Source organism: Polyangium fumosum (genome assembly GCF_005144585.1).
GTDB lineage: Bacteria > Myxococcota_A > Polyangia > Polyangiales > Polyangiaceae > Polyangium > Polyangium fumosum.
The window spans coordinates 12,026-36,874 of record NZ_SSMQ01000046.1 but is presented as its reverse complement, the minus strand read 5'-3'; the positions used below and the strand labels follow the sequence as shown (position 1 = coordinate 36,874).

The following is a 24,849-nucleotide window of genomic DNA, read 5'->3' as shown; positions in this document are numbered from 1 at the left end:
GGCCAGCCGAACCAGCAGCGCGGCTGTTTTGGTGGGGAACGTCGTTGCCGGTCTTGACCGGGCCTGTTCGATGAACTGCGCATCGCGCAGTTCATCGAGCTTGGGTCCAGCCCCTGGCTGGTCCGGGTGCAGGGGCGGACAGCCCCTGCTGGGGCCTGGGGCAAAGCCCCAGCGAAGCGGCTCCCTTGGGCTCCCCGCCGCCCGCCGACACCTTCTTCACGCCCGAAAGATCGTTCGCCCCTCTCGTCCGTAAGAGGTCGGGCCGCCGCGCCCGAGGAGCTGGCCACTCCCGCGACGCGCGCCCCAACGAGGAGCCGACGATGCGACCGAAGGTGATTGCTTTGTTCACGGCCACCCTGCTCGCCGGGTGCGCCGCCGCCGCCCCACAAGCCCCCGTCGCGAGCCCCACGCACACGGAAGAAGGCGCTGCTGTCGCGCCGAAGACGCCCGCGCCCGCGACCCTCCTCGTGGCCTCCGGAGGCGCCGCCGAGCCCGGCCCCGCGAGCGACGCGCCGCGCGAAAATGCCTCGTGGATCGGCGCCGCCCCCGCGAGTGATTTCATCCTCCGCAGCCAGCGCGAGACCTTGCTCGGCGTGTGGGTCGACGTCCCCACGAGCGCCAGGATCGCCCGCGCGAAGAGCGCCCTCGCGCTCGTCATCGATACGTCCGGCTCCATGTCCGGCGCGAAGATCGAGCACGCGCGCGCCGCCGCGCATCGCATGGTCGACAGCCTGCCCGACGGCGACATCGTCTCCATCCAGGCATTCTCGGACGCCGCCGAGGATCGCATCGCGCCCTTTCCGCTCGACCCCGGCACGCGCCGGACCATGCACGCCGTGATCGATCACCTCAGCGCGGCGGGCGGGACGAACCTCTTCGACGGCCTGCGCCTCGCCGAGCTGCGCGTCGCGTCCGCGCCCGCCTCGCACCCCGTTCGCCGCGTCGTCGTCATCTCCGACGGCGTCGCCACCGTCGGCCCCACCTCGCCCGAATTGCTCGGCGCGATCGCCGAGACCGGCGCCGAGCGCGGCATCCAGGTCACGGCCCTCGGCGTCGGCCTCGACTACGACGAGCGCACCTTGAACACCCTCGCCGTTCGATCGAGCGGCCGCATGCATCACCTCGCCTCGCCCGAGGACATGACGAACGTGCTCGCCGAGGAGACGCGCCTCGTCGCCGCCACCCGCGCGACCGACGCCGTCGTCGAGATCGTCCCCGCGCCGGGCGTCACGATCCTCTCCGTCGCCGGCGCCCGCGCCACGCCCGTCGCGGGCGGCGGGATGCGCGTGCCCCTCGGCGCGATGTTCGGCGGCCAGCACCGCGAAATGGCCGTCCGCGTGCGCGTGGACGATGCGAGCATGACGGGCGCCCGTCCCCTCGCGAGCGTGCGCCTGCACTTCCGCGACCCCGCGGAGCAGGGTTTGCCGCGGGTGCAGGAGGTCGTGGCGCGTTTTGATCTGACCGACGATCCCGCGGTCGTCGCGCGAACGGAACACGCGCGCGCCCGGACGATCGCCGCCGTGCACGAGGCGGCGGAAATTTCAATCGCCGCCGCGCAGGACGTGAATGCGGGCCGCTTCGAGGATGCCTCGAAGGCCCTCGCGCAGGCGGAGCAGCGGCTCCACGCGGTCGCCGCGACCGTCCGCGACGAGAAAGAAAAACAACGTGTCCTCGCCGCCGCGCGCAACGTGAGCGCGGCCCGCAAGAGCTCCGATTCCGCCGCCGCTGCGCCCGCGCCCGCCGCGCCTGCCGCCCGCCGCGCCCGCGCCCTCGAGATCAACGCGGCGGCCATGCACGACGCCGGGTACTGACCGACGCACGCCCTCCTTAAATCCGTCATTCCGACGAACGTTCCGTTCTTGCAGAAAGAGTGGATCGATTGCGGGCGCCGCGGGATCATGGGCGACCATGGGTACCCGAATCTTTGTTCCCCTCGCCGCCCTCGCCGCGCTTTCGTCCACGGGATGTGGAGGAGAGAGCGTGCTCCTCTGTGGCGGCGGCGAGGTCCTGTTCCGCGGCGCGTGTGTTGATCCCGTGCGGCGTTACGAACCGGACGCGCAGCTCGATCTGGACAACGTCGTCGCGTATGGCGAGCCGCTCCAGGATCTCGCGCTCCCGCCCCCGCCGAAGAGCGGCTTTCGGATCGTCGCCCCGCCGCGCACGCTCGCGCCCGGCGCGGAGATCTCGTTTTGCCTCTCGTGGCCCATCCCCGAGCTCACGCACGAGATCGTGCACGGCGGCCGCCTCTACACGACGCCGGGCTTGCACCACTCCAACATGGTCGCCAAGCCCGTCGAGGCCGTTCTCGGGCCGAACCCTTATCCAGGCTGCCACCCCGGCGCGGGAGATCCCTTCTCGAACGTGGGCGCCGGCATCCCCGACGTGCTCTTCGCCAACTCGACGCAGGTGGTTGGCGAGGAGACCATCCAGTTTCCCGAGGGAATGGGCTACGTGCTCGACACCACGCGCGAGATCTCGACGAGCATCCATTTCCTGAACACGAAAACCGAGCCGCAGCGCATCGAGCTCGCCTACGATTTTTTCACGATGCCCGCGGGCGAGCTGACGCAGGAGGTCGCGCCGTTCGTCGTGCAGATCGCGGACTTCTCGATCCCGCCGCACACGACCGAGAACGTCGCCACCACGTGCACCGTGTTCGGCGGGCATGTCGTCTCGCTCATGCCCCACACGCATGATCTCGCCCAGGGTTTCACGGTGGATTTCATGACGGCAGACGGCGCCGCGCGCCGCGTCTACGAGGACGGCGCCTACGATCTCGCGAGCGACATCCGGAACTACGATCCGCCGCTCGATCTCGACGGCGTCACGGCGATCCGCCACGCGTGCCTGTTCAACAACACGCGCGACATCGAGGTCCACTACGGCCTCGGGCTCAACGAAATGTGCATCCTGTTCGGGTACATTTATCCGCCTGTGAAGCAGTTCGCCGGCTTCGTCGAGGAGGACGGCAAGTCCTGCTCGTCCCTGCAGCTCGGCCTCTTTCGTTGACCCCCGCGCGGGGATCGGGCGATGATCCCGGCGGGAGCGACATGAAACGAGCGACCGCGGGGTTCGTCCTCGCCTTGATCCTGGCGTACGGCTGCGTGGAGCCGCCCGCGGGCACCCTCGTGCCCACGCCCTCCGGCAATGGCGGCGCGGGCGGCACGGGCGGGCCGCCGGACGATGATTTCACGGCGAAGGAGCTCTTCGACCTGAACGTCTACCCGATCTTCGCCACCAAATGCACGCCCTGCCACACGCAAGGCGCGAACAGCGCGCCCATCTGGCTCGGCGCCGAGGAGAGCTCGTCGTACGCGAAGATCGAGGGGTACCCGAAGCCGCTCATCGCCCACCCCGACAACAGCCTGCTCCGCCTGAAAGGCGAGCATACCGGTCCGGCCCTCGCGATCGAGGACGATACCCTCCTCACGGAATGGCTGATGAAAGAGGTCGACGAGCGCGGGCTCTTCGGGGATCCCACGTTCGAGCCGGATCCGGGCGTCGGCGGCGCGGGCGGCGAAGCCGGGGCGGGGGGCGCGGGCGGAGGCGGGGGCGCGGGCGGCGGCCCCGGGAGCAACACGACGCTGCTCGAAGCGCTCGAAGCGTTCGGCGCGTGCATGCAGTGGAAGGACTGGGAGTCCACCGGAATGGTGAACCTGCCCGATCAGCCGACGGCGTCCGGCGCCTGCAAGACGTGCCATTTCGCGGGGATGGGCGGCAATTGGCTCTCGGGCGACGCCGCCGCCACGTTCGAGAAAAACCGGCTCTTTCCGTACATTTTGAAAATCGCGGTCGGCACGGTGGACGAGACCGGCGCGTTCAAGGATCTCGTGCCGGCGCGGCGTCACATCGACAAAGGCAAGGAGAGCCAGATGTGCGACCAGGAGCCGTGCCATCCGACGTTTTTGCTGACGCCGGAGATGGAGACGGCGGTGGAGAACTTCTTTTTGCTGTCCTACGCGCGATGGAAGCAAGGGCTTTGCGAGCCCTAGGCCGGAGGAGGTTCGTCCTCGCGTTCGCCCTCGTCGCGTTCGTCGTCGCTGGCTGCAAGCGGGAACCCGCCGAGGGAGGCGGGGAGGTGACGGTCGCCGCGGCGACGAGCCTGCGGAAGGTGTTCCCCAAGCTGAGCGAAGGTTTTGGCGCGACGCATCCAGGCGTCCGCGTGCGCGCGACGTACGGCGCTTCGGGGGAGCTCGCGCGGCAGATCGAGGGCGGGGCCGGGGTCGATCTGGTGATCGTCGCGGCCCGGGATCCGATCGACAAGCTCGCGGCCGGTGGGCACGTGGACGCCAAACGCGCGCGCATCGTCGCGACGAACGAGCTCGTCCTCGTCGGGCCGAAGGGTGGGCCGAAGCTCACGTTCCAGACGCTCGCGACGGCCCTGCCGCCCGGCGAGAAGATCGCGATCGGGGAGCCGGGCGCGGTGCCGGCCGGGCGCTACGCGCGCGAGGCGCTGGAGAAGCTCGGGGCCTTGCAAGCGCTCGAAGGGCGCATGGTGCTTGGCGGGAACGTCGCGGCCGTGCTCGCCTACGTCGAGCGAGGCGAGGTCGCGGCGGCGATCGTTTATCGTACGGAGGTCCCCGGGACGTCGGGGATCGAGGTGCTCGATGGCGGAAAGGCAGAATGGGCGCCGAAGCCCGAAGTTTGGGCTGCCGTCACGACGAAGGCCCGCGCGGGGGCACGGGCTGACGCCGAGGCGCTGCTCGATTTCATCACGGGCCCCGAGGGGCAGCGGATCCTCGCCTCGTACGGGTTTGGCCCGATTCCCTAGAACATCGATCGGTTTGACAACCGCTCGATGTCCTAGCTCTTCTGTCCCGAGGGGGACGCCTCGCGTCCCCCTCTCGCCCGGGCAAAGCCCGGTCGATTCACCCCCCGAGGCGAGCTCGCTTCGCGATCTCGCAGAGCGCCGAACGGGTCGGCGTTCTAGGCCCACGGTCCCCCGGCCCGGCGGTCCGGATGCGCCGGACAAACACGCGATACCACGTCCCTGTCGGGACGCCGACGCCCCGGCCCGCGACGGAACACCGCGCGGGCCCCGCCTTGTCCCTACCCGCGAGGCTCGACCCCGTATAAGCTCGCCGTCGGTGCAGGAGGCGACGGACAAGGTACGGCGCGCGCGGAGAGGGCTCGCGATCTTCTTCGGGGTCCTCCTCCTCGCGAGCGCGCCGTTCGACGTGCAGATCGTTCTGCACGGTCTCCATCCGAACTACTTCCTCCCATTGGTATGGGTCCCCTGCTTCGCGTCGGTCGTGGCGAGGTTTCTCCTGCGCGAGGGGTTTGGCGACGTATCGTTCCGGCTCGATCGTCGCGCCGCGTGGGCCATGCTGGTCGGCGTGATCTATCCGGTGGCCGTGGGCGTGCCGGCCTACGGCATCGCCTGGACGACGGGCATGGCGCACCTCGAGCCCGCGGCGATGCACCCGCTCGGATTCGCAATCCCGGGGAGCACGCCGGGCGAGCGGCTGCTCGCAGGCAGCATCATCGCGGTCACGCTCGGGCCGCTGGCCATGGCGGTGCTCGCGCTCGGGGAGGAGCTCGGCTGGCGCGGGTACATGCTGACGCGCCTCATCGACGCGCGCGTGCCGCAGCCGGTGCTCGTGAGCGGCGTCGTCTGGGCGCTCTGGCACGCGCCGCTCATCGTGGCGGGTGAGTACAACGGCAGCCCCGTGCCCATGCTCTCGCTCCTGCTCTACATCGTGACGAGCGTCGGCGCGGGGACCCTGCTCGCGACCCTGCGCCTGGAGACGGGCAGCGTCTGGCCAGCCGTGACGATGCACGCGGCCTGGAACGCGATTGTCGTCGCGTTCTTCGGGGCCTCGACGAACGGCGAGGATGCGGCCTTGTGGACCGGCGAGGGCGGCGTGCTCGTGGCGATCTTCACGACGGCGATCACGTTTGTCCTCTTGCGCTGGCGGCGCGGGCCGGGCGATCGCGCGCGTGGCGACGGGCCCGGGACCTCCGAGCTCGGCGCCGTGCGCTTGTGATGCGCGGCTAGCCTGGATCCAGCGACGTCGCGTCGATGCCCCAGAGGATCGCGTCGATAAGGCGCTGGTTTGTCGTGCGCAGCCGCTTCGCGACCTCCTTGAGCAGCGCGAGCAAGAACTTCGAGTAGAGCCGCGGGTTCGACTCGAGTTCGCGGTACAGCGTGTGGCGGTCGATCGTGTAGAAGAGGCAACTCGTCTCGGTCTGCACGTTCGCCGAGGCGGATTGGTCGTCGATGACGTCGAGCTCGCCGAAGAAGTCGCCGGCGTGGAGGCGGCAGATCACGGTCTCGACGTCGCCCTTGAGGCGGCGCGACACGACGACGTTGCCCTCGGCGATGATGTAGAGGACGTCCCCTGCGTCTCCCTCCCAGAGCACGACCTCCTGCGCGGGGCAGGGCGCGATCTGGACGTGCGCGGCGAACTCTTCGACCTCTTCGAACTTCCAGGCGGCGAAGAGGCTGACCCGCTGAAGGGCGCGCGCGCACTGCTTGATCTGGTCCTTGTGAAGCGGCCTCGGGGAGAGTGTCATCGGGGTCCTTCGATTAGCGCAGCAGAGGGCGGGCGAGGAGCGTGACGAGCGTGACGAAGGCCGCGGAGAGGCTCGCGACCGAGGCGCATCCGTACACGAGGAACGTCCGCTCGTCGTTCGTCATGGGCCTCTGCTTTCGTCCACGCACGAGATTTCGCACGCGATCCTGCAAGAACCTGCGGCTGTGTTCGCGCAGCGCCGGCATGCGCAGCCAATCGCTCAGGATGTGGTAGCCGTCGGACTCGATGAACAGGCACGGATAGAGGCTGCCGATCGCGAGCGCGAGCATCGAGATCGCGTAGAGCCAGAGGAACGACGACGTGACGCCCGCGGGAACGAACCACGCCACGATCGCGCTCATCGAGCCGAGGAGCAGGCCCGACAAGGGCCCGGCAAAGCTCACGGCCATGCGCGCCTTGCGGGTGGACATCCACATGTCCGTGACGTCGGCGTAGACCGAGGGCACGAGGCGGTTCACGAAGGTGAAACCGAAGGCCTTCACCTCGCGGCCGAAGTGCTTGCAGGCGAGCGCGTGGGCGAGCTCGTGCACGACGATCGCGGCGGCGTGCATGAGCAGGAACACGGGCAGGAAGAGCGCATGATGGCCGCGGAGCACCTCGCTCCCGAGCCCGCGCCCGGCTTGCTTCCCGATCGTGATCAGGCCGAGGACGAGCAGCACGGCATAAGCGACGAGCGCGGGGCGGGTGAAGAGGACGCGGACCTTGTCGTAGAGCGCGGCGATGCGCTGATCGACGTTCGATAGGCGCAGATCGATGCCGCGGATCCGCGTGAGGAGGCGCGATCGGCCCGAGGTCTGCTCGTCGGAGAGCGTGCGGCGCACGAGATCGGTATGGGGGATGATGATGAGCTTGTGCTCCCGCGCGCGCGACAAAAAGCGCTGGATCACCCGGAAATCGAAGGATCCGAACTTGAGGAAGTACGCCGTCGCGACGTCGCGCAGCGTGTGCAGCCCGTCCATTTTTTGCCAGAGGAAGTACTCCTCTTCGTTGAGGAAGAGGTAGCGGTCGGCCTCGAGCTGTCGGATCACGTAAAAGAGCTTGCGATCCTTCCTCGATTGGGCCTGCACCTCGTACGCGTCCTCGGGAATGCGCCGAGGCTTCACGCTCAGCGCGACCTGATCGGCGACGTAGGACTTGGTGACGAAGCTGCTGCTCCGCGATCCGCCGAGACCTGGGGTCCGCTGGCGAATCAGGAGCTCGAGTTGGGGCTTCTCCTTCTCGCTCATCGGATCTCGGCTGAAATAAGCCCGTCGAGGACACTAACACACCGGCAAAGCCGGGCAAAGATCGGACGCCGGTGCGCCGCGGCGATCCTTGACCGGGACAGGTCCTTTGGTGTAGGTCATAAAGGTCCACGTACATTTTTTCCGAGGACGACTTCGAGGAGCAGCAGCATGGGAGCCAAGAAGAACATCGACGAGCTGATCGGCCGGACCCTCATGGACAAGGACTTCCGGGCCCGGCTTTTCGCCAACCCCGATGCGACGCTCGCAGCCGAGGGGTACGAGGCCACGCCCGAGCTGCTCAACGCGATCAAGTCGGCGAACCCCGACGAGGTCCAGGCGGTCGCGAAGGGCATGGAAGAGCAGCTCGCCAATCGCAAAGCGGCGTTCTGAGATGCCGCGGGAGCGACGCGCGGACCCGGCTCCCCGCCCGGTCCCGCGCCGCTTCGCACCGAAGTCCCCCCTCCAGGCCTTTTGATCGTGATCCACCCCGGAGCGCCGTGGTCGAAGGGGCTCCCGCGGCCGCTCGCCGCACGCGCTGAGGCCGCGCTCGCCGCGCTGGGAGGACCGGACGATCCTGCCCGCGCGACGGCAACCACCCTCGAGACGTTGTGTGCCGCGCAGGAGCCCGCCGTGGAGGCGGGCTCGACCGCGCGCGCCGTCCTCCTGCTCGTCGCAGCGGTGCACGCCGCATGTTGCCTCCCTCCCCCGGCCTACGCGCTCCCCGAGGACCAACCCGAGCCCGCCCTCTCGCCGATCGAAGGGCTCCTTCTCGCGGCCCGCGCGTGGGACCGAGGGGACGGGCCGGCCGGGCTCCAAACGGCCTTCGATCGGACGATCGAGGCGCTCGGGGATGTGGTGCAGGGCGGCGGGGCGAGCACCCTTCCGGCAGCGTCGCCGCTCCTGGATTTCGGGCTCTCGGCGATCGTGCCCGCAGCGCTGGGATCCTCGGGCGAGGGGGATGCGGAGCTCGCATCGGCGGGGCGGGCGCTCGGGCAGCTCACGCGGCTCGCGTGTGAGGTGCGCGCGCTCCTCGATCCGAACATGCGCGCGCCGCTGCCGCAGATGCTCGCCGCGATCGCGGCCGACGCGGGCGCGACCGGGATGGGCGCCGCCCTCGCGCGATGGGTTTGCCCGTCGCCCGATCGGCTCCCCTGGCTCCGGATCGTGGGTTCCGCCGAGGTCGTCACGCGTGTCGTGGCCGAGGCGGATCGGCTCGCGGAGCGCGCCACACGCGCCCTCGAAGGCGAGACGAAGCGCGTGGTGGACGAGCTCGTGGCCTCCCTCGCGCGCGTGGTTCGTCGGGTGAACGGGGCGAGGTTTTTCGCCTTCGTGCCCAAAAGCGAGCTCGAGGTGGACGAGCTCGAGCGGACGGCGCGGCTCGCGTGCCGGACCCTCGCCGCGGATTCCGAACTCCGCGAATCATGGGATTTGCAGCGGTGGGGAGGGTTCGCCGACGTGCCGCGCGTGGGGCGGCTGTTCCCTGTCGGGCTTTGCTTGCTCGCACTGCACGAGGCCGGCGAGGACGTCACGGCGCGGGCGCGGGCGCTCGTCGAGGTCCGCCGCGTCGACGGATTCCGTTATTTCGACGATTACACCGGCATTCCGCCGGACAGCGACGACCTCGGCCTCGCCTTGCAGCTCGTCGCTCGTTTGCCCGAGCGAACCACGCTCGCGGCGGAGCTCGCGCCGGCCCTCGACCTCCTTTGCGCGCACCAGGCTGAGGACGGGATGCTGCCGGTTTGGCTGGACAAGGGGTTGCGCGAGCCGGTGCCCGAGGGCGCGCCGGCGTGGCTCGGGCCGCGCTGTGTGGCCGTGACGCTGAACGCGCTCATCGGCCTCGCGGAAGCGGGGATCGGGCTCCCCGAGGGCGTGTTCGACCGCGCGCTCGCGTGGTGCCTGCGCACCTGGTCGGCCGAGAAAGATGCGAGCCTCGCCTATTATGGCGCGCCGTATACGTGGTTGATGTTTGCCCGCCTCGCGTGCGTCGTGGAAAAGGCGGGCGCCGCGCCGGACCTCGTGGCCACGCTCTTCGAGTTCGTCGATGCGCACGAGCGGGCCCTCGTCACGCTCCAAGCCGCGGATGGAGGATTCGGCGGCGTCGTCTCGACCGCGTGTTCTCTGGAGGTTTTGGCGCGCGGGCGAGGACGAACCTTTGACCCCTGGCCCATGGTCCATTACCTCGCCGCACGGCAGGAGCCAGACGGGTTATGGCCCCGCGAGCCGCTGTATCGTTGCCCCGGCAAGGACGGCGTCCCCGCGGCGCATGGCGCGCGGACGGTCTCGGCGGCGTTTTGCCTGCGCGCGCTCGCCGTGACGCGCGCGCGGCTCATGGGGCTCGACCTCGCGCGAGCGCGCGCTGGAGCGTGATCGCGGCCAGGCGAGAATCGAGGGATTCGAGCCAGGTGATTCGCTCTTCGGTGAAGGCGTCGAAGCCAGGCAATACGTCGAGGGTCCGGGACATCTCCCGTGCCTCGTGGTGCACCTCCCCCGCGCGTTCGAGCGCGCCGCGTAGGAGGCCTCCCTCGTAGAGACGCTCGCGAAGGCGCGTCGCGAGCTCTTCCCGGGCCGCATCACGCTCCGCAGGGGGTTCCACGCGGGCGACACGCGCGAGATCGTCCTGGGAGAGGCCCGCGCGGGCGAGCAGGTACGTGCGGTGCCCGGCGCGGAGATCCCGAGGCCAGCCGAGGACGTCGTTGACGATCCCGTAGGCCACGCCGAGCCGCCCGACCAATGCTTCGAGGGCCGGCGCGAGATCCATTCGCCCTGCGAGCGCGGCGACCGCGAGCACGGGAATGCGGGCGAAGGCGACCTTGCCGGCGTGCGCCTCGAAAAGCGCATCGGTATAAGGCGCGTCGGAGCGGACGGCGTATTGCTCGGCCAGGGTGAGCCGGGACATATCGAGGAAGGCGCGATCGAAGGCTCTCCAGAATGCTTCGTGGAGGCCGAGCGTGGCGCGGCAGGCCTCGACGAGGGCGACGAAGCAGGTATTGCCGAGGAGCTGGAGCGCGGGGTCTCCGCGCTCGGGTTCGTCGAGGAGGTCGTCCTGGAAACGGACGTGGAAGTAGCCGAGCATGGCGCCTGCGAGCAGAGGCGCGAGGGGGATCGTGGCGAGCTCGGGGCGTTTGCCCAAAAGCCCGTCGCGCAGCCAGAGCGGCAGATAGAGCAGCGGCGGCGCGAGGGGGTTCGAGAAGTAGCCGCGGTGATGGCCCTGGTCGTCCGCGACGCTTTGCAAAAAGCGAGCGGCGAGCGCGCCCAAGGGCTCGGGCAGCGCGGAGAGGTGCCGCTCGCAGAGATCCCACGCGTGATCGATTTCGATCTGTTTCGCGAGATAACAGGCGAACGGCGCGTCGGGCTTCACGGATAGCTGGTGGACGGCGGGAGGAGGGAGATGCGCGTCGGCTCGGGCACGACGTCGGAGGGCAGGACGGCGAAGACCTCGATGGGCTCGGGTTTGCCGCGGATACGCAGCGGCCCGAGGGTGCGCGTGCGGAAGGCGCCCTGGATCGCCTGGTGCACAGGCGCGGAGACGAGGATCTGGGTGCGCGTCTCCTTGTTCAGGGCTTCGAGCCGGGCGGCGAGGTTCACGGTATCGCCGATGACCGTGTATTCGTGGCGCTGGGACGAGCCGATATTGCCAGCGACGACGGCGCCGCAGTTGATGCCCACGCCAATGTCGAGCCGGAGCATGCCCTTGGCTTCGAGCTCGCGGTTCATCGTCTGCAGCGCGTCGAGCATCTCCAGCGAGGTGCGAACGGCGCGCTCTTCGGGGCGATCGAGGGGGTAGGGGACGCCGAAGAGGGCCATGAGGCCGTCGCCGAGGAATTTGTCGAGCGTGCCGCCGTTCTTGAAGACGATCTCGACCATTATCGAGAAGTAGCGGTTCAGCAGATCGACCACTTCCTCCGGCTGCATCATGGTCGAAAGCTGCGTGAAGTTGCGAATGTCCGCGAAGAGCACGGTGGCGTGCATCCGCTGCCCGCCGAGGCCGATGCTTTCGGGGTTGTTGAGGACGAGGTCGACGACGTCCTTCGAGAAGTACTTGGCGAGGCGATCCCGATCCTGTTCGAGGCGGTCTCTCGCGAGCGACTCGGTCGCGGCCTGGAGGATGAGCTTGCGGGAGTTCCAGGCGGTGACGGCGGAGAAGACGCCGGTCAGCGCGGTGAAGAGCACGATGCTCGCGCACTCCTCGAAGTTCAGCCCTTCCCCGACGTACACGGCGCTCTCGACCCAGGGCACGGGCATCGTCGCGTTCACATACGTGAGGAACGCCGCGCCGCACGCGCCCACGAGCCCGGCCGAGTACAGGCCGGCGAGCACGCTATACCGCAGGCCCGCCATGATGTTGAAGGCCGCGAGGATGACCCAGGCCATGGGGCCGCGGTAGACCTCGTACACACCGGAATGGTTGTACAGGCTGCCGACCATGGCGAGGTACAGGAACGAAATGTCGACCGTGATCGATAGGTACTTGAGCCAGCCGTAGTGGCGAGGGCGGAGGCGGAGGAGAAGCCAGACGACCGCGGAATACGCGAGCCAGGCGTACAGCATCGAGCGGAAGACCAGGTTTGCCGCCGGCGCTTCCTTTGCCGAGCCGAGCAGGCTCGCGCTGAGCGAGAAGAGCGCGAAGCCGCTTCGTACGTAGTTCACGAGCCGCTCGCCCGCCATCTCCTGGTTCTGCAGGATGGCGCGGATCTCCTCCGGGAGCTGCGCCGGCGGGGAAAATCGAGGGTTTTTGGTCTCGAGCACGGCTCTCTCTCGTCGCGCGGGGCGCTGGGGGATACGGGATGGGACAAGAAGGTGCTGCCCGCGTCAAGGGGCGAGTGCACGCGTCACCGCTCTTCGGGACAACCTGGCAGCTCGCCGAGAGGCCTCTTGTGCGCGCCGATGTGCTCGCGCCGCACGGCACCGTGCAGTTTGTCGGGCCCTCGTCGCCGCGGACGTACCCGTCCCTCGGGCGAGCGCCGCGGCGGATTTTCCGCGCGCGTAGGAGGGCGGACGGAGGCGCGCGTCCCGCAGGTGCGTGGAGCCGTCCCGGGGCGAGCGCGCCGCGGGTCGAGCGAGCCGGCGGCATCGGTGGGGGCGGAACGCAGGGAGGGGCGCAGTCCGTGCCTACATCGGGCTCGCGCGGCGCGCGTGGGGCGCGCGCGAGAAGTCCATACGGCGAAGATCGCGGTTTTTCGAGGGATGCTCGAAATGGCCGCGTCGCCTGGAGGGCTGTCATGGAACTCTGCTGCACCGTGGTCTCCGATATCGCCGAGCTCGAGGCCATGCAGGGGGATTGGGAGGCGCTGCTCGATCGCAGCGATTGCAACGAGCCCACGCTCTCCCCTTTGTGGATCCTCGCCTGGTGGCGCGTGTTCGGCGGGACGGACGGGCGATGCCTCCGTGCGCTACGGATCTCCCGCGAGGGGCGGCTCGTGGGCCTCTTGCCGCTCGTGGCGCGGCGCGTGTGGCATCGGGGCGTCCCGTTCCGGCGGCTCGAAGCGCTCCCGTCGGGGGAGGACGAGGCGGACGAAATCGTCTCGGAATACATCGGAATCGTGGCCGAGCGCGGCGAGGAGGACGCCGTCGCGGAGGCGACCGCGCGGGCGCTCGCGGGGGGCCTGCTCGGGGCCTGGGACGAGGTCGTGCTGCCGGCGATGGATGGCAGCAAGCGCGCGCCATTTGCGCTCGCGGACGCGCTCGGGCGCAGGGATCTGCGGGTGACCTTGACGGAGCGCAGCCGGAGCCCGTACGTGGCGCTGCCGCAATCGTTCGAGGCATACCTCGCGGCGTTGCCTTCGTCGCGGCGGTACCTCGTGCGGCGATCGGTGCGGGATCTGGAGAGCTTCGGCCGGGGCGAGCTCGTGCTCTCGGTCGCGCGCACGCCGGACGAGCTCGTGTCGGCGCGTGCGACGCTCCTTTCGCTTCACGAAGCGCGCTGGCAAAAGGACGACCGGAGCGGGGTATTTACGTCGCAGAAATTCACGGCCTTTCACGATGCCGTGATGCCCGCGCTGCTCGAACGGGGCGCGCTGGAGCTCGCGGTGCTCCGGGCCGGGGGCGAGCCCGTGGCGGCGCTCTACAACCTGGTCTGGAACGACAAGGTGTATTTTTATCAGAGCGGTCGGCGCGCCGATTTGCCGCCGAAGCTCCGGCCGGGGATCGCCGCGCACGCGCTGGCCATTCGAATGGCGATCGCGTCGGGGCGGCGCGAATACGATTTTCTGGGCGGGGACGTGCGGTACAAGCTCGACATGGCGCTCTCTTCGCGGCCGATCGTGGAGATCCGGGCTGCGCGGCGGACCCTGCGGGAGGCCTTGCGCGATCACGCGGAGCGCGCCGCGCGCGAATGGGCGCGGCTGTGCGGCCGTCCCAGCACGAAGCGGCGTCCGGTGGAAGCATTCGCCGAGGAAGAACCTTGATGCGGAGGGGGAGGGAACGATGCCCGAGCAATCGCTTGTCCCGGCCGTGCTTTGCGGGGATCTCAACATGGTCCGGTGTTTCTCCGGGGACGCGCCGGCCGAGGCGGGCCTGCCCGTCCCGCGCATTCCGTTCGTCGTGGCCTCGACGCGCGCCGGGGATCCGACGTTCGGATCTCGATATGTCGCGCGGACCGCCGTCCTCTCGGATCCCGTGAAGAACCCGGATCAGACGGCCGAGGACCTCCGGATCGTGGCGGAGCGGACGGGCGGGCGGCCCGTGCTGTTTTACGGGACGGACGCCATGTTGCTCTGCGTCTCGCGGCACCGGGAGATGCTAGCGCGGCATTATCGATTTCTCCTGCCGCCGGCCGAGCGCGTGGAGGAGCTCGTCGACAAGGCGCGCTTCGCCACGCTCGCGCGGCGCCTCGGTTTGCCCGTGCCCGCGACGGTGGCGTCCGCGGAGGCGAGGACGCGGGCGGAGGTGATGGCGCGCGTGCCCTTGCCTTGCGCGGTGAAACCCGTGAATCACACGTCGTTCCGCACCTCCGCGGCCGTGCGCGAGGAGGGAGGGTTGCCCTGGAAGGCGTTTTTCGCGCGGACGCCGGAGGAGCTCGACAAACGGCTCGCGCAGATGCGGCGGTCGGGCACGGCGTTCGTCGTGCAGCGGTACGTGCGCGGCGGCGACGATCACATCACGAGCTTTCACGCGTGGATGAATGCGCGCGGCGAGCCCGTCGCCCATCACGTGGGCAAGAAGATCCGGACGTACCCGTCGGGCTCGGGCGAGAGCACGTTCATCGAGATCGTGGAGGATCCCGAGGTGACGCGGGTCGGGCTCGAGGTCGTGCGGGCGCTCGGGCTCGTGGGCGTGGTGAAGCTCGATTTCAAGCGGGACGCGGAGACGGGCGAGCTCTTTTTGCTGGAGGCGAACCCGCGCTTCAATCTGTGGAACCGGCTCGGCGCGGCGTCCGGCGTGAACCTGCCGCTCGTCGCGTATGCCGAGCTCGCGGGGCTGCCCTTGCCGCACACGGGGCCGGTTCGTCCGGGCTTGCGCTGGGCCTCGGTCGAGGGGGACGTGCGGGCGTTCCTCCTCGATTACGGGCCTTCCGGCGCCGTGTCGCTCCGCGATTTCGTGGCCTCGTACCGCGGGCCCAAGGTCTTCGACGTGTTTGCCTGGGACGACCCCTGGCCGCTCGTGCTCACGCTGGCGAAACGCGTGGGGCAGCGGGCCCGGCGCGCGGGCGGAAAGGCGGGGCGGCCGTGAAATACGCCGTCGTGTCGGACGTGCATGCGAATGTAGAAGCGCTCTCCGCGGTGATCGCGGCGATCGACGTGGAGCGGGTCGACGCGATCCTGTGCCTCGGCGACGTCGTGGGGTACGGGGCGAACCCGAACGAATGCGCGCGGATGCTCGCCTCGGCCGGGGCGAAGGGCGTCGTCGGCAACCACGATCGCGCCGCGCTCGGGCTGCGGGACACGGCGCATTTCGGCCTGCAGGCGCAGCAGGCGATGCGATGGACGAGGCGGCTCCTCGGCGGGCCGCCGCGCGAGTGGCTCGCCTCGTTGCCGCTCCTCCGGAAGGTGTCCTCCGAGCTCTTGCTCTTCCACGCGGCGCTGCACCCGATGCCGAACGACGAACTGCATTTGTCGAGTTTGTCGCGGCTGGAGAAGAGCCTGCGAGCGCTGCAAGAGGGCGGGTACGGCGCACGGATCGGGCTCTTCGGGCACACGCACCACGCGGGGGCCTGGCGCGCGCGGGGCGGCGCGTTCGGGCCGGCGCCGGGCGACATGGTGAAGCTCGACGACGGGGCGCATTACCTGATCAACCCCGGGAGCGTGGGGCAATCGCGGGACGGGGATCCCCGCGCGGCGTTCGCGATCCTCGACATGGATCAGGGGGCCGTGTGGTTCCGGCGCGTCGCCTACGATACGACGCTGGCGATGGCGAAGGTGGCGGCGCTCGCGGCGGCGCAGCGAGGTGGGATCGCGGCGTGGTTAGCCGCTCGATTGCCGCTCGGCCGCTTCGCCGGGCAAAGGCGGTAACGTCGCGGGATCGAGGCCGGGCGGGACGATCAGGATCTCGAAGGTCGGCGGATACACGTCGGTCTTCTCCTCGACGCGCGCCCGGCCCTCCGATTTCACGACGCGGGTCTTCTTGATGTGGTAGCCGCGAATGCCCTTTTGCTTCAGGACGACGCGCCCCTCGCCCAGGCCCGGGCTCTCCTCGATCTTGCGTTTGTAGGGGGATACGCCGACGGTCGCGCTCGACCATTCGACCTCGGCGGGATTCCCGCTCCCGCGGATCTCGACCGTGAGCGTGCCTTTGTCCGCGATGGCGTGCACGACGACGGGGAACGAATAGGGGTTCTTGAGCTTGAGGTCGACGTGGGGATACACGACCGTGGCGTCGAGGCCCATCGGGATGTAGCCGCTCGGCCGGGAATGGTTGATGCGCTCGGCGATCTCGAAGCCGCCGAGGTACGCCGCCGCGTGCAGCGTGCTCGCGACCTGGCAGGTGCCGCCGCCGATGCCTTCCCGCATCTCGCCCTTGAAGATCTCGGGCGCCGTGGTGAAGCCATTCTCCTTCGTGCGCGCTCCGACCTCCGCATTGAAGCTCTTGATCTCGCCCGGCAGGAGCACGACGCCGTCGATGCCGGCGGCTGCCCGCGCGACGTTCTGCGCGCGGTTCGCCTGTCCACCGACGTAGCCGAAGCGGGTCTCGTATTTCGTGACGACCCGGGAGACGTCGATCGACGCGACGACCTCGCTCGACGCGTCGGGCAGGATCGCGAAGCTCGGGACGGGCACGCGCGCCTCTCCGCTCGCGGCGGCCCGCTCGATCGCCGAGGCGGCCGCATACAGGTCGAGGTACTGGCCGGCGACGTGCGCGGTGGGTTTTCCGGTGGCGAAATCGAGGCGCGCGCCGCGGGGCGGGGTGTCGGTCTCGTCCTTGCGACGCGAAAGCGCGGCGGCGAGCGGCTCGATTGGGAGCGTGACGAAGACGGGGACCGAGACGCCACCGTGCCGCGCGGAGAGCGCGTCCGCGAGGCGCGTGAAGAGGTCTCCCTCGCGGCCCACGGAGGCCAGGCGCGCGGCGAGCCGCTCCTCGTCGACGGTCGCGCCGAGCTCGGCGAGCGACGCTTCGAGCGCGACCTCTTCGCCGAGGACGAGCGTGACGCGCCGATCGAGCAACACGCGCGCTTGCCTCGCGGCGACCTCGCGCGGCGTCCCGGGGCCGGCCTCGGCGCCGCCGATACGCACGCCCTTGGCGACGGCGTTTTCCGTGGGCAGGAGGTGTTTACACGCGGCGGAGGCCCCCAGCGCCGCGGCGCCGGAGACGAGCACGGCGAGGGCGCCGCGGAGAAGGAAGTTCCGGCGGGGGCGTCGCGTGGTGGACGAGGGGTGCGCGCTTGCGTGTGACATCGGCCCGAGAACGCTTCGGAGCCGAGCTTATCGTTCCAAGCCGCTCGATTTCCAGATCCGCGTGGAAATTCAGAGTCCGATCGCGCCGCGGTAGATCCAGCCGGTCTTGCCGCCCGTCTCGACCTTGAACCAATCGTTCCGGCGGCCGACGAGCTTGATCTTCGTCCCACGCACGAGCCGCGCCACGACCTCGCCGTCCTTGGGATCCTTGCGCACGAGGGCCGTATCCCAACTCACGACGCCCGTGCCATTGGCCTCGGCCTCGCTCGTGGTGCTGCCGGCGGCGGCTTCGCCCTCGCCGGCCGGGGCCTCGGCCTCCTCGGGCGCCTTGCCGGGCGGGTAGAACGTCAGGCCGTATTGCACCGTGTAATTGCGGTACTTGTTGGGGACGTCTTCGAGCGGGAGGTTCGCGAAGGCGCGTGAGGCGCACTGCACGATGCCGGTGACGGTCGAGGTCGGGATCGTCGTCTTGTCCTTCTTGTTCTTGACGACGTGGACTTCTTTTTTCTCGAAATCGATCTCCAGGCCGAGCGTGAGCTTGCCGGAGAGGCCAACCGCGGAGGGGCACTCGGCGAGGCCCTGGAGCTTGGGGACCGCGACGGGGTCGAGCTGGAGGGCCCCGCAATCGGTGACCTTCTTGTTCTTCTTGTCCCAGCAACGGCTGATCTTGCCGGGGCCGACGGCGACCGTCTGCTTGTTCGAGGGCGCGGCGGCCGGCTCGGCCGTCGGGGCGCCCGTGGGCGCGGGCGCGGCGGCGGGCGGCGCGGCCTGGGCGGACGTCGGGGGGGCCGTCACCTCGACCTGGGCCTTCAGATCGCCCGGCACGTTGGGGCCGACCTTCACGCCCGCGAGCTTGGGCCATGCGATGCCCAGCACGAAGCCCACCGCGGCGACGATCCCGACCCGGGACCATGCGGGCCTTTCGTCGGCCGGCGAGGGCCTCTCGATCGTGACGGGGCGTGTGGACTTCGCCATGGGCCGTGCCGTAGCACAAGTTCCCGGGCTCTCAGCAAGTTTTGCGCGAGGCACGGGGCGCGAAACGCCCCTTCCAAGCACGCCCTTCCCGTTCGAACGCGAGCCGCAACGGAGCGCAGCGAAGGGAAGGCGAGCGGCGGGGGTGTGGGGGGCAGAGGAAGGCCCGACGATTCTCCGCGCAGCGGAGAATCGGCTCAGGGCCGACCGGAGCCCTCCACGTTGGGAGGCGGAGCGCCCGTCTCGTAGCGCCGGTTCCGGTGCCGGATGTCCTTGCCGGTGACCAGGAAAACCACGGTTTCGGCGATGTTCATTGCATGATCGCCGATACGCTCGAGGTACTTCGCGATCGATTGGATCCGCGTCGCCCGATAGATCGTCGTCGGGTCCGAGGTCATGAGCTCGAGCAGGCGCTTCCAGATCTCGCTGTAGTGCTCGTCGATCGCCTCGTCCCGCGTGAGCAGCTCCGTCGCGCGGTCGACGTCGCGCTCGACGAGCGCGTCGAGCGCCTCGTGCACCACGAGCGTCGCCTCGTCGGCGAGGGCCACGAGGTCGAACGTCGCGCCGAGCGGCGGCTCCTCGTTCAGCTCGGCCACGCGGTCGCAGATGTTCACGCCGAGGTCGCCGATCCGCTCGAGGTCCGTCACGATCTTCAGCGCCTTCGTGACGAAACGCAGATCCGAGGCGACGGGCTGGCGCATGGCGAGGATGCGCATGCAGAGATCGTCGATCTCGCACTCCAGCCGGTTGATGCGCCGGTCCATCTTCATGGTCGAGCGCGCGAGGGCCGTGTCCCGCGTGGCGAGGGCCTGCATCGCCTTGCCGATCATCTCCTCGACGAGGCTGCCCATGAGCAGCAGCCGATCACGCAACGTGCGCAGCTCGTTCTCGTAGACGCGGCTCGTGTGCTGACCCTGGGGCATCGACCTTCGCGTGATCCTTTCAGCTCAACCGAACTTCCCTGTCACGTAATCCTCGGTTCGTCGCTCCCGCGGGTTCGTGAAGATCCGATCCGTTCGATCGAACTCTACCAGATCTCCCTCGTGGATGAACGCCGTGTAGTCGCTGACCCGCGCGGCCTGCTGCATGTTGTGCGTGACGATGACCACGGCCACGTGCTCGCGTAATTCGTGGAGCAGATCCTCGATGCGGCTCGTCGCCACCGGGTCGAGCGTGCTCGTCGGCTCGTCCATGAGCAGCACCTCGGGGCCGAGCGCGAGCGCGCGCGCGATGCAAAGGCGCTGCTGCTGGCCCCGCGACAGGCTCGTCCCGGGGCGCGCGAGGTCGTCCGCGACCTCGTCCCACAACGCGGCCTTTTGCAGCGAGCGCTCGACGAGCTCGTCGGGGCGCTCGGCGGGCAGGCCGTTCAGGCGCAGGCCGGCGAGGATGTTGTCTCGCACGGACATGTGCGGGAACGGGTTCGGCTTCTTGAAGACCATGCCGACGCGGCGGCGGACCTCTGCGGGGTTCGTGCCGGGGGCGTAGATGTCTTTGCCGTCGAGCAGCACGCGCCCCTCGACGCGGCTCCCCGGCGTCATCTCGTGCATGCGGTTCAAGCACCGGAGCAGCGGGGACTTGCCGCAGCCGGAGGGGCCCATCAGCGCCGTGATGCGCTTGTCCGCGATGCGCAGCGTGATCCCGCGGATGACCTCCTCGCGGTCCGTCCACGCGCGGAGATCCTCGGCTTTCATCTTCACCGGGGGCTCGCTGTCGTGCGGGTGGTCGGAGGTCATACGGGGATCCGGGGGTGTCGCGGGCGTCAGGCCGCGACGAAGAGCTTCCAGGGTAGCGCCGAGAGCGAGAGCGCGCCGATCCAGGCGAGCGGCGCGGTCTCGACGGCCGCGCGGGCGAGCGAGCGGAGGGCGCCGCGCCAGATGTCGGGCATCGCCGCCGGCAGCACGACCTCGCGCAGCGTGCGCAGCCGATCGGCGCCGAGCGCGAGGCAGGCTTCTCGCAGCGATCCGGGCACGGCGCGGAGCGCCTCGCGGAAGGCCGTGGTCATCCGCGGCAGGAGGAGGAGCGCGAGCATCGCCGCGCCCGCGATCGTGCTTTCGCCGGAGCCGAGCACACGCACGAAGATCGCGACCCCGAGCAGGCCGTAGACGATCGGCGGGGCCGCGGCGAGCGTTCGGGCGAGCTTTTCGACGCGCGACATGCGCTTGCCGCGGGGCGCGTACTCTTCGAGCCACGCCGCGGCGCCGATCGAGGCGGGCACGGCCATCCCGAGGGCCAGGGCGACGAGCGCCAAGGCGCCCTCGATCGTCACGGAGAGCGAGGCGCGCGCGAGGTGGCTCGACGCTTCGAGGACCCACACGTCCCACCCGCCCTGCGGCGTGTGGCCCGTGATGATCACGAGGATCATCACCTCGCCGAGCGCCCGCGCGACGGCGAAGAGCAGCGCCGCGCCGATCCCGCCGCGCGCCGACTTGAGGACGATGGCGTTCACCGTCGCGAGCTTGCTCGCGCCGAGCGCGTACGCGCCCTCGCGCAGGTTCTGCGGGACGGCGGAGATCACGTGTGCGCTCTGCGCCGCGAAGTACGGCAGGATCATCACGCCGAGGGCCACGCCCGAGAGGAGCACGTGGTGCGCGCCGAGCGACGGCGTGAGCAGGGCGATCGCGAGGTAGCCGAGGACGACCGTGGGCAGGCTCGCGAGCCCGTCGAGCGTCGGCGCGAGGATACGGCGCGCGCGGGGGCCTGCGAACTCGCTCAGGTAGATCGCGGCGGCGAGGCCGAGCGGGAGCGCGACGAGGACGGCGACGAGCGTGGCGAGGACGGTGCCTGCGAGGAGCGACGCGAGGCCGCTCGGCGTGCCGGCCGCGGGCCTTGAGGCACCGAGCGTCCGCACGAACCCGAGGGCCTCTGCGGCGAGCAGGCCGGCGATCACGAGCGTGGCGAGGACGCTGGCGAGCGCGCAGAGGAACAGGAGCTTCGGGACGACGACGTCCGCGAGCGAACGCGTGACGCGGGTGCCCACGGGATCGTCGTACCCGTGCTGTGTGACAGGACCGTGACAGAGGGGTGGAGCGGCGAAAAAAAAGCGGGAGCGGAGGCGGAAGCGGAGGCGGAAGCGGGAGCGGAAGCGGGAGCGGAAGCGGGAGCGGAGGCGGAAGCGGAAGCGGAAGCGGGAGCGGGAGCGGGGGCGGGAGCGGGGGCGGGAGCGGGGTTCAGGGGATTTTGCTCGGGGAGCGGCGAGCGTACCGTCGTGCTCGGCCTCTTCAAGGCCAAGCCGTCCTCGCCGTCCTCGCGCTTCGCGCTCCGGGCGGCTCCGGGCGGTGCTGCGCAGCCTTGAAGAGGCCTGCGCGCGACGGTGCGGGACGGGGGGTCCCGGCGTTTGGGTCGTCGGGCGGAGGGTTTCGTCATGCTCAGGATTTACGAGGTCATTTTGCTGATGGCTGGGGACGCGGCGGGGGTCGCGGAGCAAATCGAACGCAGAGATTCGGATCTCGCTCGGCAATTGCGCAGGGCCATGCATAGCGTCGCTCTCAATACGGCGGAAGGTGCCGGGAACACGGCCGGACATAAACGGCAGCGGTATCAGACAGCTCTCGGCTCCGCTCGGGAGGTGCTGGCCTGCGTCCAGGTCGCCCAGGCCATGCGCTATATCGGCACGGTCGATGCGCACGTGCTGGACCGAATGGACCACGTCATCGCCACCCTGGGACGCCTCGTCTACCGCCGCGCCTCGTGAACCCGCAGGGCTGGCCGTCCTTCCCCAGGGCGGCCAGCCGAAACGGACTGGATCCACGCGCCCATTGGAATGCCATGGCGCCATTCAAGGCGGAGGAAGGCCGTTCGATCCGGGAGATCGCCGAATCCCTCGGCATCAAGACGAAGACCGCCTACGCCCGCCTGCACCTCGCCCGGGAGCACCTGAAGACGCTCGCGCTCGCGTGATCCGCTCCCGCTCCCGCCCCCGCTCCCGCTTCCGCTCCCGCTCCCGCTCCCGCTCCCGCTTCCGCCCCCGCTCCCGCTCCCGCTCCCGCTCCCGCTCCCGCTCCCGCTCCCGCCCCCGCTTCCGCTCCCGGAGCCTGTTCGGAGCGTCTTCGGTAATATCAACTGCGCCCGATTCACGGACCAGGACGTGGAGCCGAAGCGCGCGATTGCGGCACGAATCGGAAGCGCACGAGCGGCGGGCCGCCGTCGTCGATCTCCGGCCGTTCGATTTCTACGCGGAGGGCCTCCGGCGATACCCCGTGCCGGACCAGCCATCGTTTCACCTGCTGTGCGCGCTCCTGCGCGAGCTGCTCCGCATTTTGCCCTTCATTTGCTTTGACGCGCGCGATGATTCTGATCGAGCCGGGCAATTCTCTGAGGGCCTGGGGCAGAGGTTCCAGCTTGGCAGCTTCCTTCGGTTCGAGCGCGGTACTTCGGAGCGCAAAGCCGACCAAGGCAAGCATCGGGAAGCTGCAATCCCCCGGGGAACGCGCCCAGTTGCCGCTGTTGCATTGCAAGACCTCGCATGACCGTCGCAGGAGAAGAGCGCTTTTATCAGGAAGCCATTCTCCGGCATAGAAGCAGGACGACGAATCGTTCGGCTGGCAGGAGGCGCGTCCGCGATGACAGCCGCACATTTGCTCGCCGATGGTGACGTGCTCCTCGGGCGCATACTGCCTGCCCTGAAGCTTGCACCCTGTCTCGTTCGCCTCCAGCTCGGCAGGCGGTGGAAATGGATGAAGCGCGCAGAGGCGCACGTCGGTGAGCGACGGATACACAAGATGATATTTCAAGCGTTCCGGGGGAATGGGCTCGATTCGGCCGTACACGAGCACCTCCACGTTCGGCGAGAAGGTGCAGCAGGTCCAGGAATCGTCACCCCCGCAGCGAAACGCGTACGGGTTTGCTTCGTCTGCAAGCAGCAGGCTCGGAGGCATCCCCCGCTCGGAGCTTTCGAGAGACGAAAGGACGATGGGGCCTCCCGCCGAATTGCAGCACTGAAAGCCGCAGTCCACCAGGGTCATCATCGTTCTGGCGCGCAGCATCCCACGCACGAGCGCGGACTGGCCGGAAAGCTCGTCGGCGCGCGCGAGGACTTCGGTGACATCGAGAGGATCGAGCCCCGAAGGGCATGGCGGCAGCACAGCCGGCTCGAATGGACAACCGTGGTCGATGAGGCACTCAGGCCGAAGGTTCTGGAAAGGCTTGTAGGGTGAATCTGCGGCGCTTGCCCATCCGCGGGTGTCGACGACCCGAGCGGCATCCGGCGCGTCTGATCCGGCATCTGTGGGAACCACGGACGGGCTCGAAGGCGTGAGATAATCCGGTGCTCGCGGTGTGCCGCACGCGATGGAATACGCGATGAGAACCGCGGGCCATCGGTAAAGCGTCCGTGCAAGCACGGCCTCTGTCTACACGCATCCGTCGGCGTATGGCAATCCCTGCGTAATCCGGGGATCCACCCCCTTCCTCAACGGCGGTACACAACAAGATCCCTCTCGCCGCCCCCGCTCCCGCCCCCGCTCCCGCCCCCGCTCCCGCCCCCGCCCCCGCTCCCGCTCCCGCCCCCGCTCCCGCTTCCGCTCCCGCTTCCACTTCCGCTTTCGCAGTTGGACGAGGCCACCTGCAAACATCGATGCGAAGACGCTGAAGAGCGCCGCACGAAGCCGCGGCTCAGCGTTCGAGGCGCAGCTTGTCCCAGGCCCAGCGGGCGCCGCGCCGCGGAGGCGCGGGGACGCGGTGCCGCCGAGGACCCACATCGATCGCGGCTTCCCGGCCGCCGGCGGCGTGTCCCCCGGCAGCGTAACCGGGCCCTTGGCGACGCCGCGCAGGACCTCCTCGACGCGCAGGCGCAACGTCATGCCCCCGAGCGGGAACGTCCCCTGCGCGCGGCTGCCATCGCGGAAACGGATCTCGACCGGCACGTCGACGCTGAATCGGTCGTCGGCGACCTCCGCGAGGTGACCCTCGATCATGGGAAGGAGGGCCTCCATCGGCACCGGGATCGCGTCCTCCACCTTCGCCACCTGGCCCGCCAGCGAGACGCTCTCGACGTCGTCGGCCTTGCGACCGAGGAGCCGGCTGGTCAGCCCTTCGAGCTCGAAGGAGCACGTGTGCGGCGCTGGGCAGCGCCCGTTCTCCAGAGGCAGCGGAGCAGGCGCGGGCGGCGGCTCCGCCGGTTTCGACGGCTGCGCTGCGGCAGCAATTTCCACGGCGGTGGGGTCGCCCGAGGGCGACGCGATCGTTCTGTCCGAGGTCGACCCGCCGCACCCCGCCGCACCGAGGACCAAGGCCGAAACGACGATGCCGTGAAAGGCGGACGAGGACATCAGGCGCATGGCGCCTTCTACA

General features: G+C 69.6%; 23 protein-coding genes. 12 read left to right on the top strand and 11 right to left on the bottom strand.

All coding sequences use genetic code 11. The annotated features are described in order from the left end of the window. The first annotated feature begins 320 nt into the window (after positions 1 to 320). From E8A74_RS34100 to E8A74_RS34075, 5 genes are all read left to right on the top strand, one after another. On the top strand, positions 321 to 1,811 hold the full coding sequence (locus E8A74_RS34100; protein ID WP_232379881.1) for a vWA domain-containing protein: 1,491 nt from the start codon (positions 321 to 323) through the stop codon (positions 1,809 to 1,811). A 97-nt stretch (positions 1,812 to 1,908) separates the two neighbouring features. Continuing rightward, a complete protein-coding gene (locus E8A74_RS34095; RefSeq protein ID WP_136933285.1) occupies positions 1,909 to 3,009 on the top strand; it encodes a hypothetical protein in 1,101 nt (366 codons plus the stop codon). Between the two features lie 41 nt (positions 3,010 to 3,050). Next, a complete protein-coding gene (locus tag E8A74_RS53040) occupies positions 3,051 to 3,992 on the top strand; it encodes a hypothetical protein (RefSeq protein ID WP_170229579.1) in 942 nt (313 codons plus the stop codon). Continuing rightward, positions 3,980 to 4,771, top strand: a complete 792-nt coding sequence (modA, locus tag E8A74_RS34080) for a molybdate ABC transporter substrate-binding protein (RefSeq protein WP_170229578.1) — start codon at positions 3,980 to 3,982, stop codon at positions 4,769 to 4,771. Before E8A74_RS53040 ends, modA begins: the two co-directional genes overlap by 13 nt. Before the next feature lie 316 nt (positions 4,772 to 5,087). Further along, complete coding sequence (locus E8A74_RS34075) at positions 5,088 to 5,987, top strand: type II CAAX endopeptidase family protein (protein WP_136933282.1); 900 nt, start codon at positions 5,088 to 5,090, stop codon at positions 5,985 to 5,987. Between the two features lie 7 nt (positions 5,988 to 5,994). Here the strand turns inward: E8A74_RS34075 and E8A74_RS34070 are convergent, their stop codons facing one another. Continuing rightward, positions 5,995 to 6,516, bottom strand: a complete 522-nt coding sequence (locus E8A74_RS34070; protein WP_136933281.1) for a cyclic nucleotide-binding domain-containing protein — start codon at positions 6,514 to 6,516, stop codon at positions 5,995 to 5,997. A 13-nt stretch (positions 6,517 to 6,529) separates the two neighbouring features. Continuing rightward, positions 6,530 to 7,762, bottom strand: a complete 1,233-nt coding sequence (locus E8A74_RS34065; protein WP_170229577.1) for a M50 family metallopeptidase — start codon at positions 7,760 to 7,762, stop codon at positions 6,530 to 6,532. Positions 7,763 to 7,930: 168 nt separating this feature from the next. Between E8A74_RS34065 and E8A74_RS53035 the strand changes: the two genes are divergently transcribed. Both E8A74_RS53035 and E8A74_RS34055 read left to right on the top strand, forming a co-directional pair. Continuing rightward, a complete protein-coding gene (locus E8A74_RS53035) occupies positions 7,931 to 8,152 on the top strand; it encodes a Franean1_4349 family RiPP (RefSeq protein ID WP_170229576.1) in 222 nt (73 codons plus the stop codon). Between the two features lie 87 nt (positions 8,153 to 8,239). Next, entirely contained in the window at positions 8,240 to 10,129 is a 1,890-nt protein-coding gene (locus tag E8A74_RS34055; protein WP_136933278.1) for a prenyltransferase/squalene oxidase repeat-containing protein, read from the top strand. Here the strand turns inward: E8A74_RS34055 and E8A74_RS34050 are convergent. Both E8A74_RS34050 and E8A74_RS34045 read right to left on the bottom strand, forming a co-directional pair. Next, on the bottom strand, positions 10,089 to 11,120 hold the full coding sequence (locus tag E8A74_RS34050; protein ID WP_136933277.1) for a class 1 isoprenoid biosynthesis enzyme: 1,032 nt from the start codon (positions 11,118 to 11,120) through the stop codon (positions 10,089 to 10,091). The two genes, E8A74_RS34055 and E8A74_RS34050, sit on opposite strands and share 41 nt — an antisense overlap. Next, on the bottom strand, positions 11,117 to 12,508 hold the full coding sequence (locus E8A74_RS34045) for an adenylate/guanylate cyclase domain-containing protein (protein WP_136933276.1): 1,392 nt from the start codon (positions 12,506 to 12,508) through the stop codon (positions 11,117 to 11,119). Before E8A74_RS34045 ends, E8A74_RS34050 begins: the two co-directional genes overlap by 4 nt. Before the next feature lie 473 nt (positions 12,509 to 12,981). On the opposite strand from E8A74_RS34045, the gene E8A74_RS34040 reads away from it, so the two are divergent. The 3 genes from E8A74_RS34040 to E8A74_RS53025 are packed head-to-tail and all read left to right on the top strand — an operon-like array spanning position 12,982 to position 16,209. Continuing rightward, on the top strand, positions 12,982 to 14,166 hold the full coding sequence (locus E8A74_RS34040) for a GNAT family N-acetyltransferase (protein WP_136933275.1): 1,185 nt from the start codon (positions 12,982 to 12,984) through the stop codon (positions 14,164 to 14,166). Positions 14,167 to 14,185: 19 nt separating this feature from the next. Further along, positions 14,186 to 15,430, top strand: a complete 1,245-nt coding sequence (locus E8A74_RS53030; RefSeq protein WP_170229575.1) for a carboxylate--amine ligase — start codon at positions 14,186 to 14,188, stop codon at positions 15,428 to 15,430. Further along, positions 15,427 to 16,209 carry a metallophosphoesterase family protein gene (locus tag E8A74_RS53025; RefSeq protein ID WP_170229574.1) on the top strand — a complete coding sequence of 261 codons (783 nt, stop codon included), beginning with the start codon at positions 15,427 to 15,429 and terminating at the stop codon, positions 16,207 to 16,209. Before E8A74_RS53030 ends, E8A74_RS53025 begins: the two co-directional genes overlap by 4 nt. Here E8A74_RS53025 and E8A74_RS34030 read toward each other — a convergent pair. From E8A74_RS34030 to E8A74_RS34010, 5 genes are all read right to left on the bottom strand, one after another. After that, entirely contained in the window at positions 16,162 to 17,589 is a 1,428-nt protein-coding gene (locus E8A74_RS34030) for a VanW family protein (protein ID WP_136933273.1), read from the bottom strand. The two genes, E8A74_RS53025 and E8A74_RS34030, sit on opposite strands and share 48 nt — an antisense overlap. Before the next feature lie 69 nt (positions 17,590 to 17,658). Continuing rightward, positions 17,659 to 18,564, bottom strand: a complete 906-nt coding sequence (locus tag E8A74_RS34025; RefSeq protein ID WP_136933272.1) for an SH3 domain-containing protein — start codon at positions 18,562 to 18,564, stop codon at positions 17,659 to 17,661. A gap of 194 nt (positions 18,565 to 18,758) precedes the next feature. Next, on the bottom strand, positions 18,759 to 19,484 hold the full coding sequence (phoU, locus tag E8A74_RS34020; protein ID WP_136933271.1) for a phosphate signaling complex protein PhoU: 726 nt from the start codon (positions 19,482 to 19,484) through the stop codon (positions 18,759 to 18,761). A gap of 24 nt (positions 19,485 to 19,508) precedes the next feature. Further along, positions 19,509 to 20,294, bottom strand: a complete 786-nt coding sequence (locus tag E8A74_RS34015) for a phosphate ABC transporter ATP-binding protein (protein ID WP_136933270.1) — start codon at positions 20,292 to 20,294, stop codon at positions 19,509 to 19,511. A 26-nt stretch (positions 20,295 to 20,320) separates the two neighbouring features. Next, a complete protein-coding gene (locus E8A74_RS34010; RefSeq protein WP_136933269.1) occupies positions 20,321 to 21,538 on the bottom strand; it encodes an ABC transporter permease subunit in 1,218 nt (405 codons plus the stop codon). A gap of 384 nt (positions 21,539 to 21,922) precedes the next feature. On the opposite strand from E8A74_RS34010, the gene E8A74_RS34000 reads away from it, so the two are divergent. Both E8A74_RS34000 and E8A74_RS33995 read left to right on the top strand, forming a co-directional pair. Beyond that, positions 21,923 to 22,252, top strand: coding sequence for a four helix bundle protein (locus E8A74_RS34000; protein ID WP_136933268.1), 330 nt, complete (start codon positions 21,923 to 21,925; stop codon positions 22,250 to 22,252). A gap of 74 nt (positions 22,253 to 22,326) precedes the next feature. Beyond that, on the top strand, positions 22,327 to 22,458 hold the full coding sequence (locus E8A74_RS33995) for a sigma factor-like helix-turn-helix DNA-binding protein (protein WP_136933267.1): 132 nt from the start codon (positions 22,327 to 22,329) through the stop codon (positions 22,456 to 22,458). 173 nt (positions 22,459 to 22,631) lie between these two features. Here the strand turns inward: E8A74_RS33995 and E8A74_RS33985 are convergent, their stop codons facing one another. Both E8A74_RS33985 and E8A74_RS54195 read right to left on the bottom strand, forming a co-directional pair. Continuing rightward, entirely contained in the window at positions 22,632 to 23,339 is a 708-nt protein-coding gene (locus E8A74_RS33985; RefSeq protein WP_170229572.1) for an OmpA family protein, read from the bottom strand. A 570-nt stretch (positions 23,340 to 23,909) separates the two neighbouring features. Further along, complete coding sequence (locus tag E8A74_RS54195) at positions 23,910 to 24,827, bottom strand: hypothetical protein (protein ID WP_211365508.1); 918 nt, start codon at positions 24,825 to 24,827, stop codon at positions 23,910 to 23,912. Positions 24,828 to 24,849 lie beyond the last annotated feature (22 nt).

What these genes read in the sequence shown, in the direction of transcription:
- E8A74_RS34100 (WP_232379881.1), top strand. Translation starts at nt 321, where the DNA reads ATGCGACCGAAGGTGATTGCTTTGTTCACGGCCACCCTGCTCGCCGGG.
- E8A74_RS34095 (WP_136933285.1), top strand. Translation starts at nt 1,909, where the DNA reads ATGGGTACCCGAATCTTTGTTCCCCTCGCCGCCCTCGCCGCGCTTTCG.
- E8A74_RS53040 (WP_170229579.1), top strand. Translation starts at nt 3,051, where the DNA reads ATGAAACGAGCGACCGCGGGGTTCGTCCTCGCCTTGATCCTGGCGTAC.
- E8A74_RS34070 (WP_136933281.1), bottom strand. Translation starts at nt 6,516, where the DNA reads ATGACACTCTCCCCGAGGCCGCTTCACAAGGACCAGATCAAGCAGTGC.
- E8A74_RS34065 (WP_170229577.1), bottom strand. Translation starts at nt 7,762, where the DNA reads ATGAGCGAGAAGGAGAAGCCCCAACTCGAGCTCCTGATTCGCCAGCGG.
- E8A74_RS53035 (WP_170229576.1), top strand. Translation starts at nt 7,931, where the DNA reads ATGGGAGCCAAGAAGAACATCGACGAGCTGATCGGCCGGACCCTCATG.
- E8A74_RS34040 (WP_136933275.1), top strand. Translation starts at nt 12,982, where the DNA reads ATGGAACTCTGCTGCACCGTGGTCTCCGATATCGCCGAGCTCGAGGCC.
- E8A74_RS53030 (WP_170229575.1), top strand. Translation starts at nt 14,186, where the DNA reads ATGCCCGAGCAATCGCTTGTCCCGGCCGTGCTTTGCGGGGATCTCAAC.
- E8A74_RS34030 (WP_136933273.1), bottom strand. Translation starts at nt 17,589, where the DNA reads ATGTCACACGCAAGCGCGCACCCCTCGTCCACCACGCGACGCCCCCGC.
- E8A74_RS34025 (WP_136933272.1), bottom strand. Translation starts at nt 18,564, where the DNA reads ATGGCGAAGTCCACACGCCCCGTCACGATCGAGAGGCCCTCGCCGGCC.
- phoU (WP_136933271.1), bottom strand. Translation starts at nt 19,484, where the DNA reads ATGCCCCAGGGTCAGCACACGAGCCGCGTCTACGAGAACGAGCTGCGC.
- E8A74_RS34015 (WP_136933270.1), bottom strand. Translation starts at nt 20,294, where the DNA reads ATGACCTCCGACCACCCGCACGACAGCGAGCCCCCGGTGAAGATGAAA.
- E8A74_RS34000 (WP_136933268.1), top strand. Translation starts at nt 21,923, where the DNA reads ATGCTCAGGATTTACGAGGTCATTTTGCTGATGGCTGGGGACGCGGCG.
- E8A74_RS33995 (WP_136933267.1), top strand. Translation starts at nt 22,327, where the DNA reads ATGGCGCCATTCAAGGCGGAGGAAGGCCGTTCGATCCGGGAGATCGCC.
- E8A74_RS54195 (WP_211365508.1), bottom strand. Translation starts at nt 24,827, where the DNA reads ATGTCCTCGTCCGCCTTTCACGGCATCGTCGTTTCGGCCTTGGTCCTC.